Source organism: Hydrogenophaga sp. (genome assembly GCF_035481345.1).
Lineage (GTDB): Bacteria > Pseudomonadota > Gammaproteobacteria > Burkholderiales > Burkholderiaceae_C > Hydrogenophaga.
This window is the reverse complement of sequence record NZ_DATIGV010000211.1, coordinates 1-13,245: the sequence shown is the minus strand read 5'-3', so window position 1 is coordinate 13,245 and position 13,245 is coordinate 1. Positions and strand designations below refer to the sequence as shown.

Annotated in this window: 14 protein-coding genes; 11 read left to right on the top strand and 3 right to left on the bottom strand. The window is 69.5% G+C overall.

Annotated elements, in window-relative coordinates; translation table 11 throughout:
- Window positions 1–29: 29 nt before the first annotated feature.
- The 8 genes from hflK to VLG41_RS21835 all read left to right on the top strand — a co-directional run bounded on the left by hflK (window position 30) and on the right by VLG41_RS21835 (window position 7,174).
- A complete protein-coding gene (gene hflK, locus VLG41_RS21870) occupies window positions 30–1,412 on the top strand; it encodes an FtsH protease activity modulator HflK (protein WP_325351491.1) in 1,383 nt (460 codons plus the stop codon).
- A gap of 15 nt (window positions 1,413–1,427) precedes the next feature.
- Window positions 1,428–2,321, top strand: a complete 894-nt coding sequence (hflC, locus tag VLG41_RS21865) for a protease modulator HflC (RefSeq protein WP_325351490.1) — start codon at window positions 1,428–1,430, stop codon at window positions 2,319–2,321.
- Window positions 2,322–2,323: 2 nt separating this feature from the next.
- Window positions 2,324–2,515 carry a DUF2065 domain-containing protein gene (locus tag VLG41_RS21860; RefSeq protein WP_325351489.1) on the top strand — a complete coding sequence of 64 codons (192 nt, stop codon included), beginning with the start codon at window positions 2,324–2,326 and terminating at the stop codon, window positions 2,513–2,515.
- Between the two features lie 76 nt (window positions 2,516–2,591).
- The gene (locus tag VLG41_RS21855) at window positions 2,592–3,758 is read left to right on the top strand and encodes an ATP phosphoribosyltransferase regulatory subunit (RefSeq protein ID WP_325351488.1); all 1,167 of its coding nucleotides are present in this window, start codon (window positions 2,592–2,594) and stop codon (window positions 3,756–3,758) included.
- 13 nt (window positions 3,759–3,771) lie between these two features.
- Window positions 3,772–5,160, top strand: a complete 1,389-nt coding sequence (locus tag VLG41_RS21850) for an adenylosuccinate synthase (protein WP_325351487.1) — start codon at window positions 3,772–3,774, stop codon at window positions 5,158–5,160.
- Window positions 5,161–5,236: 76 nt separating this feature from the next.
- Complete coding sequence (locus tag VLG41_RS21845; protein ID WP_291024087.1) at window positions 5,237–5,761, top strand: phosphoribosyltransferase; 525 nt, start codon at window positions 5,237–5,239, stop codon at window positions 5,759–5,761.
- Window positions 5,761–6,951 (top strand): PLP-dependent transferase, encoded by a 1,191-nt coding sequence (locus VLG41_RS21840; RefSeq protein ID WP_325351486.1) that lies wholly within the window; start codon window positions 5,761–5,763, stop codon window positions 6,949–6,951. Before VLG41_RS21845 ends, VLG41_RS21840 begins: the two co-directional genes overlap by 1 nt.
- Before the next feature lie 25 nt (window positions 6,952–6,976).
- Window positions 6,977–7,174 (top strand): hypothetical protein, encoded by a 198-nt coding sequence (locus VLG41_RS21835; RefSeq protein WP_325351485.1) that lies wholly within the window; start codon window positions 6,977–6,979, stop codon window positions 7,172–7,174.
- Between the two features lie 6 nt (window positions 7,175–7,180).
- On the opposite strand, the gene mnmH is transcribed toward VLG41_RS21835, so the two are convergent.
- Window positions 7,181–8,263 carry a tRNA 2-selenouridine(34) synthase MnmH gene (gene mnmH / locus VLG41_RS21830; protein ID WP_325351484.1) on the bottom strand — a complete coding sequence of 361 codons (1,083 nt, stop codon included), beginning with the start codon at window positions 8,261–8,263 and terminating at the stop codon, window positions 7,181–7,183.
- Between the two features lie 8 nt (window positions 8,264–8,271).
- The gene (locus tag VLG41_RS21825) at window positions 8,272–8,937 is read right to left on the bottom strand and encodes an arylesterase (protein ID WP_325351483.1); all 666 of its coding nucleotides are present in this window, start codon (window positions 8,935–8,937) and stop codon (window positions 8,272–8,274) included.
- On the opposite strand from VLG41_RS21825, the gene VLG41_RS21820 reads away from it, so the two are divergent.
- From VLG41_RS21820 to VLG41_RS21810, 3 genes are read left to right on the top strand one after another with little or no spacing between them, the layout of a single operon-like run.
- Window positions 8,936–9,637, top strand: a complete 702-nt coding sequence (locus VLG41_RS21820; protein WP_325351482.1) for an ABC transporter ATP-binding protein — start codon at window positions 8,936–8,938, stop codon at window positions 9,635–9,637. The genes VLG41_RS21825 and VLG41_RS21820 overlap by 2 nt on opposite strands.
- Before the next feature lie 44 nt (window positions 9,638–9,681).
- Window positions 9,682–10,446 (top strand): 23S rRNA (guanosine(2251)-2'-O)-methyltransferase RlmB, encoded by a 765-nt coding sequence (rlmB, locus tag VLG41_RS21815; protein ID WP_325351481.1) that lies wholly within the window; start codon window positions 9,682–9,684, stop codon window positions 10,444–10,446.
- Between the two features lie 6 nt (window positions 10,447–10,452).
- The gene (locus VLG41_RS21810) at window positions 10,453–11,181 is read left to right on the top strand and encodes an NAD-dependent deacylase (protein WP_325351480.1); all 729 of its coding nucleotides are present in this window, start codon (window positions 10,453–10,455) and stop codon (window positions 11,179–11,181) included.
- Between the two features lie 55 nt (window positions 11,182–11,236).
- Here the strand turns inward: VLG41_RS21810 and VLG41_RS21805 are convergent.
- On the bottom strand, window positions 11,237–13,245 hold a 2,009-nt coding region (locus tag VLG41_RS21805; protein ID WP_325351479.1), incomplete at its 5' end, for a hypothetical protein.

Genomic DNA, 13,245 nt, shown 5'->3' with positions numbered 1-13,245 from the left:
CCGAGTCGATAACAGGAACAACACCGAGCATGGATGTGAACCTTGGGACCCCGCACGCCGGGCGCAATGCCGCCCCGGCCCGCTCGCGTGGCTGGCGCCGCTGGCTGGGCGTCTTCAACCTCAACGACCCGCGTTGGGGCCGCGATGACGGCGATCAGAACGGCCGAGGCGAGGACGACCCGCGTTCGCCGCAGCGTCCCCCGCGCGGCCAGGGCCCCAACCAGGGCCCGCCCGACCTGGACGAACTCTGGCGCGACTTCAACCGCAAGCTCGGTGGTTTGCTCGGCAACCGCCGGCCCAACGGCCAGGGCGGATCCAACAACGGTGGGGGCAATGGTGGTGGCGGTGGCCGACCGGGCTTCAACCCCAACCCCAAGGCCGCCGGTTTCGGCGCGGGCCTCATCATCGGCATCGCGGTGCTCATCTGGCTGGGCACCGGCTTCTTCATCGTGCAGGAAGGCCAGCAAGCCGTCATCACGCAGTTCGGCCGCTACCACAGCACCGTGGGCGCGGGCTTCAACTGGCGCCTGCCATACCCCGTGCAGCGCCATGAAACCGTGTTCGTGACGCAACTGCGTTCGGTCGACGTGGGCCGCGACAACATCGTGCCGGCCACCGGCCTGCGCGAATCGTCCATGCTCACCGAGGACGAGAACATCGTCGACATCAAGTTCGTGGTGCAGTACCGCCTGAGCGACGCGCGCGCCTTCCTGTTCGAGAGCCGCGACCCCGACCTCGCCGTGCTCAAGGCCGCGGAAACCGCGGTGCGCGAGGTGGTGGGCAAGATGAAGATGGACGCCGTGCTCGCCGAGGAGCGCGACCAGATCGCCCCGCGCGTGCGCACGCTCATGCAGACCATCCTCGACCGCTACAACGTGGGCATCGACGTGGTGGCCGTGAACCTGCAGCAGGGCGGCGTGCGCCCGCCCGAGCAGGTGCAGGCCGCCTTCGACGACGTGCTGCGCGCCGGCCAGGAGCGCGAGCGCGCCAAGAACGAGGCCGAGGCCTACGCCAACGACGTGGTGCCGCGCGCACGCGGTACCGCCTCGCGCCTGATCGAGGAATCCGAAGGCTACAAGGCCCGCATCTCGGCCCAGGCCCAGGGTGACGCGCAGCGCTTCAAGTCGGTGCTGGCCGAGTACCAGAAGGCGCCGCAGGTCACGCGCGACCGCCTCTACACCGAGACCATGCAGCAGATCTACGGCAACGTGACCAAGGTGCTGGTGGACACCCGCAACGGCGGCTCCAACCTGCTGTATCTGCCGCTCGATCGCCTGATGCAGGCCGCGGGATCCGGCAGCAACGCCCCTGGTGCGCCCATCACGACCCTGCCAAGCACCTCGTCCGCACCGGCGACGGGCCCGGTGGAACGCACCGACCCCGCCCGCTCGCGCGAGCGCGAAAGCCGCTGAAGCCGGGAGACCCACATGAACAAACTTGGCTTCATCATCACCTCCCTCATCGTGTTGCTGGCCGTGGCCAGCTCCATGCTGTTCGTGGTCGACCAGCGCCAGTTCGGCGTGGTCTACCAGCTGGGCCAGATCAAGCAGGTCGTCACCGAGCCCGGCCTGAACTTCAAGCTGCCGCCGCCGTTCCAGAACGTCACCTACATCGACAAGCGCCTGCTCACGCTGGAAAGCCAGGACAGCGAACCGACGCTCACCGCCGAGAAGCAGCGCGTGGTGATCGACTGGTACGTGCGCTGGCGCATCAGCGATCCGCAGGCCTACATTCGCAACGTCGGCGTGAACGAGCGCGCCGGCGCGCTGCAGCTCAACCGCGTGGTGCGCAACGCCTTCCAGCAAGAGGTGAACAAGCGCACGCTGCGCGAGCTGCTGGCCACGCGCCGCGAAGAACTCATGCGCGAGGTGCAGCGCGGCGTGGTGGCGGCCGTACAGAGTGCCAACCAGCCCTGGGGCATGGAGGTGGTGGACGTGCGCATCAACCGCGTCGACTACGCCGAGTCCATCGTTTCGTCCGTCTACCAGCGCATGGAGGCCGAGCGCAAGCGCGTGGCCAACGAGCTGCGCTCCACCGGTTTCGCCGAGGGCGAGGCGATCCGCGCTGACGCCGACCGCCAGCGCGAGGTCATCGTGGCCGAGGCCTACCGCGAAGCCCAGCGCATCAAGGGCGAAGGCGATGCCGCGGCCGCCGCGTCCTTCTCCGAGGCCTTCGGTCGCGACCCGACCTTCGCCCAGTTCTACCGCAGCCTGGAAGCCTACAAGGCGAGCTTCACCAGCCGCAACGACGTGATGGTGGTCGATCCCTCGACCGACTTCTTCCGCGCCCTGCGCAGCCCGAGCGCCGCGACGCAGCGTTGAACATGGACAGCGGCGACGCCTGGTGGCTGGCGCTGGGCCTCGTGCTGGTGTTCGAAGGCCTGCTGCCGCTGCTGTCGCCCAGCGGTTGGCGCCGCGTCTTCACGCAGATGCTCTCGCTGCGCGACGGGCAGATCCGCTTTTTCGGTCTGGTCAGCGTGGCGGTGGGCGCGCTCATCGCGATGCTGTTCGGCTGAAGGCCGCGGGCCCGGGTTCGAGGGCCCCGCGATACACCCCGGTAGAATCCCGCTTTTAACAGCGCCTGAAAACGCCATGTCCGCCTGGGTCCTCCCGGATCACATCGCCGATGTCCTGCCGTCCGAGGCCCGGCACATCGAGGAACTCCGCCGCAGCCTGCTCGACACCGCTCGCAGCCATGGCTATGAGCTGGTGATGCCGCCGCTGCTCGAGCACATCGAGTCGCTGCTCACCGGCACCGGCGAATCGCTCGACCTGCACACCTTCAAGCTCGTGGACCAGTTGAGCGGCCGCACGCTGGGCCTGCGCGCCGACAGCACGCCGCAGGTCGCGCGCATCGACGCCCACCTGCTCAACCGCCAGGGCGTGGCCCGCCTGTGCTACTGCGGTCCGGTGGTGCACACGCGCAGCGAGCGCCCCAGCGCCAGCCGCGAGCCGCTGCAGTTCGGCGCCGAAATCTACGGTCACGCCGGGCTGGAAGCCGACCTCGAGGCGCTCGAGCTGGCGCAGGCCTGCCTGCACAGCGCCGGCCTGCGCGAGCTGCAGGTCGATCTGGCCGATGTGCGCATCATCGACGCCGTGCTCGACCCGCTGGATCTGCCCGCCGCCACCGTGGCGCGTCTGCACGCCGCCCTCACGGCCAAGGACGTGGCCGAGCTGCGCCTGCTGTCGCGCGCACTGCCCGCCGCCGCGCAGCGCGACCTGACCGCGCTCGCCACCTTGTTCGGCGACGCCTCGGTGCTCGCCGAGGCACGCCGCGTCATCACGCCGTCGCCCGCGCTGCACGCCGCGCTCGACGAGTTGAAGTGGCTCGCCGATCACGTGCAGGGCATGTCGGTGTCCTTCGATCTCTCCGACCTTCGAGGCTACGCCTACTACACGGGCGTGCGCTTCGCCGTGTTCGCACGCGACGCGCGCGGCCCCGCCACCGACATCGCGCGCGGTGGCCGCTACGACGAGGTGGGGGCCGTGTTCGGACGCAAGCGTCCGGCCGTGGGTTTCAGCCTCGACCTGAAGGAGCTCGTGGCCTGCGTGGCGCCGCGTCCCCTGGTGGCGGCCATCCGGGCGCCCTGGGGCATGGACGCCAGCCTGCGCCAGGCGATCGCGGCCTTGCGCACCCAGGGCCACACGGTGGTCTGCGTGCTGCCAGGGCACGAGCACGAAGTCGATGAATTCCTCTGTGACCGCGAGCTGGTGTCCGACACCAGCCGCCCGGACGGCTGGACCGTCCGGCCTCTTTGACTGGACAAGCGAAATGAGCAACAAGGGCAGCGCCGCAACCCCCGGGCGCAACGTGGTGGTGGTCGGCACCCAATGGGGCGACGAAGGCAAGGGCAAGCTGGTCGACTGGCTGACCGAGACCGCGCAGGGCGTGGTGCGCTTCCAGGGCGGCCACAACGCGGGCCACACGCTGGTCATCAACGGCGTGAAGACCGCGCTGCACCTCATCCCCAGCGGCATCATGCGCGCGGGCGTCAAGTGCTACATCGGCAACGGCGTGGTGCTCTCCGTGGGCAAGCTGTTCGAAGAGATCGCGGGTCTGGAGAAGGCCGGCGTCGAGGTGCGCTCGCGCCTGCGCGTGAGCGAGGCCTGCCCGCTGATCCTGCCGTTCCACGCCGCCGTGGACATCGCGCGCGAGGCCGCCAAGGTCAAGGCCGGTACCGAGAAGATCGGCACCACCGGTCGCGGTATCGGCCCGGCCTACGAGGACAAGATCGCGCGCCGCGCGCTGCGCGTGCAGGACCTGAAGTACCCCGAGCGCTTCGCCACCAAGCTGCGCGAACTGCTCGACCTGCACAACCACGTGCTCACCACGTACCTGCATTCGGCCGACATGGCCTGGGACGACAAGATCGCGCCCTACATGAAGGGCGGCGCCATCCAGTTCGAGCCGGTGTACGCCGAGGCCATGGCCCAGGCCGAGCAGCTCAAGCCCATGATCGCCGACGTTTCGCGCGAGCTCAACGAAGCGCACCAGGCCGGCACCAACCTGCTGTTCGAGGGCGCGCAGGGCACGCTGCTCGACATCGACCACGGCACCTACCCCTTCGTCACCTCCAGCAACTGCGTGGCCGGCAACGCCGCCGCTGGCGCGGGCGTGGGCCCGCAACTGCTGCACTACGTGCTGGGCATCACCAAGGCCTATTGCACGCGCGTGGGCGGCGGCCCGTTCCCCACCGAGCTCGACTGGGAGAAGGAAGGCACGCCCGGCTGGCACATGGCCACCGTGGGCGCCGAAAAAGGCGTCACCACCGGCCGCTCGCGCCGCTGCGGCTGGTTCGACGCCGCGCTGCTCAAGCGCTCGGCCCAGGTCAACGGCCTGTCGGGCCTGTGCATCACCAAGCTCGACGTGCTCGACGGCCTGACCGAGCTGCAGCTCTGCACGGGCTACGAGCTCGACGGCGAGCGCATCGACATCCTGCCCATGGGCGCCGACGAGATCGCGCGCTGCAAGCCCATCTACGAGACCATCCCCGGCTGGACCGATTCCTCCGTGGGCGTCACCCGCTTCGAGGACCTGCCCGCGAACGCGCGCCATTACCTCAAGCGCATTCAGGAAACCACGGGCGTGCCGATCCACGTGGTGTCCACCAGCCCTGATCGCGACCACACCATCCTGTTGCAGCACCCGTTCCAGGGCTGAACCCGGGAAAGCCCGGGTAGGGCCCCCGACCCCGCCACGACACACTGTTCCGCACCCCACCCCGGAGTCCGCACGCATGCTCACCGAAGACGGCAAACACCTCTACGTCTCCTACGACGAGTACCACAACCTCATCGAAAAGCTGGCGCTCAAGGTGTACCAGTCGGGCTGGGAGTTCGACACCATCCTGTGCCTGGCGCGCGGGGGCATGCGCCCGGGCGACATCCTCTCGCGCATCTTCGACAAGCCGCTGGCCATCATGTCCACCAGCTCCTACCGCGCCGAAGCCGGCACGGTGCAGGGCAAGCTGGACATCGCGCGCTACATCACCACGCCCAAGGGCGAGATCGCGGGCAAGGTGCTGCTGGTCGATGACCTGGCCGATTCCGGCCACACGCTCAAGGTCGTCATCGATCTGCTCAAGAACAACTACTCGCCCATCACCGAGCTGCGCAGCGCGGTGATCTGGACCAAGCAGCTGTCCACCTTCACGCCCGACTATTCGGTGGAGTTCCTTCCCACCAATCCCTGGATCCACCAGCCCTTCGAGGGTTACGACAGCCTGCGCCCGGCGCAGTTGCTGGAGAAATGGAAGCTGTGATGGGGAAGGAGAAGCTCTCCACCCGGCTCATCCACCATCCCTACAAGCCCCCCGAGGGCTTCGAGGCCGTCGCGCCTGGCGTGCACAAGGCCTCCACCGTCATCTTTCCCAACGTCCACGCGCTGCGCACCTACGACTGGAAAGACAAAAGCGGCTACACCTACGGCCTGCACGGCACGCCCACCACCTTCACGCTCGAAGAGCGCATCGCCACCCTGGAAGGCGGCACGCACTGCGTGCTGGCGCCCAGCGGCCTGGCGGCGGTGGCCCTGGTGGACATGGCCTTCCTGCGCACGGGCGACGAACTGCTGATCCCCGACAACGCCTACGGCCCTGGCAAGACCTTTGCCGCCGGGGAGCTTGAGTCCTGGGGCATCACGCACCGCTTCTACGACGCCATGGACCCGGCCGACCTGGCCGCGAAGATCTCGCCCGCCACGCGCCTGGTGTGGCTGGAGGCGCCGGGCTCCATCACGCTCGAATTCCCCGACGTTCCCGCGCTGGTGGCCGTGGTGCGCCAGGCCAGCCAGGGCCGCCAGCGCCCCATCGTCACCGCGCTGGACAACACCTGGGGCGCGGGCATCGCCTTCGCGCCCTTCGACCTAGGCGTGGACCTGTCGGTGCAGGCCCTCACCAAGTACCCCAGCGGCGGGGCCGACGTGCTCATGGGGTCGGTCGTCTCGCGCGACGAAGCCCTGCACCGCACCGTGCTGCTGTGCCACATGCGCCTGGGCCTGAACATCGGCGTGAACGACGCCGAACTGGTGCTGCGCGGCCTGCACACCATCGGCCTGCGGTACCACGCGCAGGACGCCGCCACGCGCGAGCTGGCCGGGTGGATGCAGCAGCAGCCCGGGATCGCGCGGGTCTTTCACCCGGCGCTGGCGGGCTCACCGGGCCACGCGCACTGGCAACGCGATGCGAAGGCGGCGGGCTGCCTGTTCAGCGCGGCCTTCGACGCCGCCATCCCGCAGGAGCGCATCGACGCCTTCTGCGACGCCCTCAAGCTGTTCAAGCTGGGCTGGAGCTGGGCCGGCCCCATCAGCCTGTGCGCTCCGTACCGCGTGCCCACGATCCGGTCTTTGGGTTGGCCTCACGCGGGGGGTCTGGTACGCTTTGCCATCGGCCTGGAACACGTCGAGGACCTGCGGGCCGATCTGGCCCAGGCCTTGCCCCGCTTGCAGTCCTGAACCCCCAACCTTTCGAAAGCGTGCTTTGGCAACTCCCAACTACGGCTACGAGAAACGACAGCGCGAGCTGGCCAAGAAGCAGAAGAAAGAAGAGAAGCTGCGCAACAAGGCCGCTCGCAAGAGCGACCACCCCGATGGCACCGATCAGCCTGAGGGCGATTCGACCGGTGCGCCGGGCGATGCCGGCTCCAGCGATGGTGGTGGCGCCGGCGGCGCCGACTGATTCCCCTCAGCCGTTCTGGAAGGCCAGGGCCGTTTCGCTCTCGATGATCTGACGCGCCGCCGCGCGCATCGCCTTCGCTGACCGGTCCACCGGTGCGCAGTCCAGTGCCCGCGCGAACCCACTGAAATTGCGCGCCGTGGAGGCCGCATAGGTCGGGTCGTAATGCTGGGCCAGCAGATCCAGCACCATCGCCGGCGTCTGGCCCGCGCGCACCAGGTCGATCCAGCCGTTCACCACCTCGCCCCCGCGCAGCGCGCGCAGCGCCTGCAGCCGCCCGATCAGCAGCTCCGGGTCGCGCACGAAGTAGTCGTAGTCCTCCAGCAGCAGCGCCACGCGTTCCTCGTCGCTCAGGCGCAGGGCGATGCAGGGGCTGGCCCGCATGGCGTCCATCAGGCCGTCGGGCACGCGCAGGTTGCCCACCTTCTTGCTTTCGCTTTCCACGTACACCGGCCGTTCGCGGTCGAAGCGGCGCAGCGCGTCCCACAGCAGGGAATCGAAGCGCTTCTGGCTGGGCTGGGGCTGGCCGGGCAGATGGCCCAGCACCGAGCTGCGGTGGCAGGCCAGGCCTTCCAGGTCGAGCACCTGAGCGCCTTCGGCCGCCAGGGCGTGTAGCAGGCGCGTCTTGCCGCTGCCGGTGGGGCCGCAGATCACGCGGTAGCGCAGGCTGGCGGCCAGGCGGGGCAGGTCGTCCACCAGCGCGGCGCGCCAGGCCTTGTACCCGCCTTCGATCAACGTGACCTGAAAGCCGATGGCGCCCAGGATGGTGGCCAGCGCACCGCTGCGGTTGCCGCCGCGCCAGCAGTAGACCAGCGGGCGCCAGCCCTTGGGCTTGTCGATCACCTCGCGCTCGATGTGGGCCGCGACGTTGCGCGCGGCCAGCATGGCACCGCGCTTCTTGGCCTCGAAGGGGCTGACCTGCTTGTACATCGTGCCGATCTGAATGCGTTCGGCGTTGTCCAGCGTGGGCCAGTTCAGCGCACCGGGCACGTGGTCGAGCGCGTGTTCGTCCTCCGTGCGGGCGTCGATGACGGTGTCGAACTCGGCGAGGCGGCGCAGCGCCTCGGGGGCGCTCAGGGTGGCAACGGGCATGGGCCCGATTATCCGGCCGCCACCAGCTTGCGCAGTTCCGGCCACACCGTGTCGCGCATCGTCGGCTGGGCCTTCTCGTTGGGGTGGATGCGGTCGCTCTGGAACAGGGCCAGCGGGTCGGTGCCGTCGGCCACGCCTTTCAGGAAGAACGGCACCAGCGAGGCCTTTTCCTCGCGCGCCACGGTGGCGAACAGCTCGCGGAATTCCTGCCCGTACTTCGCGCCGTAGTTGGGCGGCATCTCCATGCCCAGCAGCAGCACGCGCGCGCCAGCGGCCTTGGCGGCGCGGGTCATGGCGGTGAGGTTGTCGCGCGTCATGTTCAACGGCAGGCCGCGCAGGGCGTCGTTGCCACCCAGCTCGATGACCACGACCGCCGGCTGGTGCTGCTTCAGCAGCGCCGGCAGGCGCGAGCGTCCGCCCGAGGTGGTGTCGCCGCTGACGCTGGCGTTGACCACCCGCGCCGGAACCTTTTCGCCCTTGAGCCGCTCTTCGGTGAGGGCGACCCAGCCGCTGCCGCGTTTGAGCCCGTACTCGGCGCTGAGCGAGTCGCCCACCACCAGCACCACGGGCGCCGCCTTGCCCTGGGCATGCAGGGCGCCCGCTGGCGCGAAGGCCAGCGCGGCCAGCAGGCTCAGGCTAAAGTGGCGGCGGTTCGAATTCAGGGAATGTTTCATGTCCGATGTGATGATTGCGGTCAACCATGTGTTCAAGTCGGTGTCCGACTCGACCGGCACGCTGACCATTCTGCGCGATATCGATTTCAGCCTGCGCCGCGCGGAGACCGTGGCCATCGTGGGCGCTTCGGGCTCGGGCAAGAGCACCTTGCTGTCGATCATTGCGGGCTTGGATACGCCGACCCAGGGCACGGTTCACATCGATGGTGTCGATCTGTTCGCCATGGACGAAGACCGCCGCGCCGCCTTGCGGGCCGAGAAGGTGGGCTTCGTGTTCCAGAGTTTTCAGTTGCTGGCCAACCTCACGGCGCTGGAGAACGTGATGCTGCCGCTGGAACTGGCGGGCCGGCGCGACGCGCGCGCGGCGGCCACGCAGATGCTGCAGCGCGTGGGCCTGGGCGAGCGCCTCAGCCACTACCCCAAGGTGCTGTCGGGCGGCGAGCAGCAGCGCGTGGCGCTGGCGCGGGCCTTCGTGGTGCGCCCTGCCGTGCTGCTGGCCGACGAGCCCACGGGCAGCCTGGACTTCGCCACCGGCGCGAGCGTGATGGAGCTGATGTTCGAGCTCAACCGCGAGCAGCACACCACGCTGGTGCTGGTCACGCACGACCGCGGCATCGCCGAGCGCTGCGAGCGGCGCATCACCATCGCGGCGGGGCAGGTGGCGGACATCAGCACCGGTGCCGCCAGCGTCCCGGCCTGAGCCCGGCGCGGATTCACACGGCGCGCGGCCCGATAATCGCGCGCATGTCCAGCGCGCCCAAAGCCCCGTCCGCCACCAAGATCCTGTTCGGTTTCCACGCGGTCGGCGTGCGGCTCAAGACCGCGCCGCAGAGCATCGTCGAGGTCTACTTCGAGCCCACGCGCCGCGACGCACGCATGCGCCAGTTCCTCGATCGCGCCAAGGAAGCCGGCGTGCGCCTGATCGAGGCCGATGGCCTGCGCATCGCCAAGCTCGCCGGCAGCCACGGCCACCAGGGCGTGGCCGCGCGCGTGCTGCCTGTCGAGCAGGCCCGCTCGCTCGATGACCTGCTCGACCAGGTCGAGGGCGCGGACCAGGCCCCGCTGCTGCTGGTGCTCGACGGTGTGACCGACCCGCACAACCTGGGTGCCTGCCTGCGCGTGGCCGATGGCGCCGGCGCGCACGCCGTGGTGGCGCCCAAGGACCACGCGGTCGGCCTGAACGCCACCGTGGCCAAGGTGGCCAGCGGCGCGGCCGAGACCATGCCGTACTTCATGGTCACCAACCTCGCGCGCACGCTCAATGAACTCAAGGAACGCAACATCTGGGTCATCGGCACCAGCGACGACGCGCCCAAGTCGGTCTACGAGGTCGACCTCAAGGGCCCCGTGGCCCTGGTGCTGGGCGCCGAAGGGCCCGGCATGCGCCAGCTCACGCGCAAAACCTGCGACGAGCTGGTGCACATCCCCATGCGCGGTGCGGTCGAGAGCCTGAACGTCTCGGTGGCCAGCGGCATCTGCCTCTACGAGGCCCTGCGCCAGCGCGGCTGATCGCCCATGGATGAGGAACTCCGCGCCTGGGTCCGCTCGGCGCGGGCCATCGCCGTGCTCAGCGGCGCGGGCATGAGCGCCGAATCGGGCGTGCCCACCTTTCGCGACGCGCTCACCGGCCTGTGGGCGCGCTTCGACCCGCAGCAGCTCGCCACCGAGGCGGCCTTCCGCCGCCAGCCGCAACTGGTGTGGGACTGGTACGCCGAGCGCCGCGCTGGCGTCGCCAAGGTGCAAGCCAACGCGGGGCACCGGGCCATCGCCGATTTCCAGCGCCGCCACCCGGGCCGGCTCACGGTGATCACGCAGAACGTGGATGGGCTGCACCAGCGAGCGGGTGGCGTGGGCGTGCTGGCCCTGCACGGCAACCTCGCGCAGGACCGCTGGCTCGACGCGCCGCGCGCCTGCTGCCGCGAGCAAACCCTTGTCGATGGGCGCCCGCCGCACTGCCCGGTGTGCGGCAACCTGCGCCGCCCGGCCGTGGTGTGGTTCGGTGAGATGCTGCCCGAGGCCGAACTCGCGGCCGCCCAGGCGGCGGCAGAGGGCTGCGATCTCATGCTCGTCGTCGGCACCTCGGGCGAGGTGTACCCGGCCGCCGGCCTGGCCGCGGTGGCGCGCCAGGCGGGCGCGCGGGTGCTCGTCGTGAACCCGGACGCCACCGCCCTGGACGGTGTGGCCACGCGCTGCCTGCGCGCCACGGCCGCCGTTGCCTTGCCGGCCTTGCTGGACGGGGCCTGACAAGAAAAAAGCCCCGGGGCCGGGGCCGCGGGGCTCTTGTGCTGAACCGTGGCGCTCAGCGCGGCACGATCGCGTAGGACGGGTCGTTCTTGAAGTCCGTGCCCAGGTTGGGCGTGAAGGTCAACCACCGCGTGTAGGCCGCCGGCGCATCGGTGTGGCCGGCGTTCGCTGCGGCGCCGAGCATCCCGCGCGACACCGCCGCGTAGCCGCCAGCCCAGTCGGGATAGGCGCCGTCACCGTTGGCGAGGGTTCCACAGGATGGGCCGTCTCCGTTCGCATTGGCGTAGGCCGCCCAGGTCGAGAGCGCGGAGCCTCCACTGCGGCTCTCGTTCCAGTAGTGCGCGCCCTTCGAAGTGCAGAACCCCTGGGCCTGCACAGCCGATGTGAAGCGCCCGACGATGTAGCGAGCGATGTTGTTGAACGTCGCTTGCATGCCCGTCTCGCCGTTCTCCAACGCCCAGGCCGTCACGTACATGAAGAAGTCGTTTTCGTAGCCGGGGATCTGGTTGTTGTTGTAGATGCCCTTCAACCCCCCAAGCGGGAAGACGTATTGCGTGTCGGTGGTGGCGGTGAAGTTCGAGTTGAAGAACGAGATGTTGTTGTTGGCGATCGTGCGGAAGTAGGTCTTCTGCGGGTGGTTGTCGGGCAGCGCGAAGGCGGCTTCGAGGATCGAGCGGAAGCCCCAGGCCGCGCCGCGGAGCTGCTCCGAGCCCATGTGACCCTGCGAGGTGCCGCGCCCGGCCGGATCGTTGGCGGCGATGTTCCAGGCGGCCCAGAACATCATCTCGTCGAGGTAGAACGCGTCGCCGGTGATCAGGTACGGGATGTAGGCGTACGAGCCCTGGTGCGCGATGTCCGGCTTCCATGTGCTGGAGGTGCTCGCGGTCGGCACCGATGGGCTGGAAGTGCCGTAGCGCAGCGCGATGTTGGGGTACTTGATCACGCTGATCGGCTGGTCCGTGGCCTCGTCGCGGTAGTGGACCGGCGCGCTGGCAGCGGCGTCGGCGTTGGCCAGCATGGAGGCGCGGGCGCGGTCATCCTGGCTGATGAGGTACATCGCGGTCCAGCGCGGCACCGGTGCGATTTCGGAACGGCCACCGGTGCCAGGCATGTCGGTGGTCAACATGGCCGTGCCCATGGGTCCGGTGTTGCGCGAGGCCAGGCTGGAAGCCTCTGCCGCCAGCACGCTTTCCGGAATCGTCAGGCCCAGGTTGTAGTTCCAGGTGGCGCGGCTATCCAGGAAGTAGCGCATGTTGTGGCGCACGCGCACGTTCGGCGCGGCGGCGCCCGTCCACACCACCTTGTGCCAGCGGGCCTTGTGGTGGTGCGTGAAGGACGGCTGCGACAGCAGGGTCTGACCGTTGGCGGTGACGGTCAGCGAGTAGCTGAGGTCGGACGGCGAGGCCTTGAGGGCCCAGTTGTTCTCCATCACCACGTCGGTGCGGATCTGGCCGCTCTGGTACAGGCGGGTGTGCAGACGCGCCACCAGGTGCGGGTGGGCCGCGCCGGTCGACTGGTTGACCATGGGCGCGACGATGTTGAACTCGCTCGCCACGGGGCCGTGCAGGCGGCGGTTGTTGCCGGCCGCGATGGCCTGTTGCAGTGCCTGTTGCGGGTTGGCCACCAGGGTGCTGCCGTCGGACAGGCGGGCCGTGACCTGCAGGTTCCAGGCCGGCGAGGCGGGCAGGGAGACGCTGGGCGTGGTCTTGGTGGCCGGGTAGATGTTGATGATGCGCGCGGTGTTGGCCGGCAGGCTGGGCACGCTGGCGCTGAGCACGGCGAAGCGCACCGAGCCGTTCGTGTGGGTGGACACCTCGTCCATTTGCAGCGGCACGGTGTTGCCGGCGCTGTCCTGGGCGCGAAGGCCCTGGCTGGTGGCGAGGTCGCCGCTGCGGAAGGGTTGACCGAAGGTGATGGGCAGGTTGGTCTGGGCGCTGCTGGACGTCACCTCCACGCAGGTGATGGCGCCGGAGGCGCAAGCCAGGCCACCCACGCCGACGGCGGGAGCAGGCGGGGGCGGCGGCACCGGGGTGGGTGCAGGAGCGGGCGGCGTGGGGGTGGGCG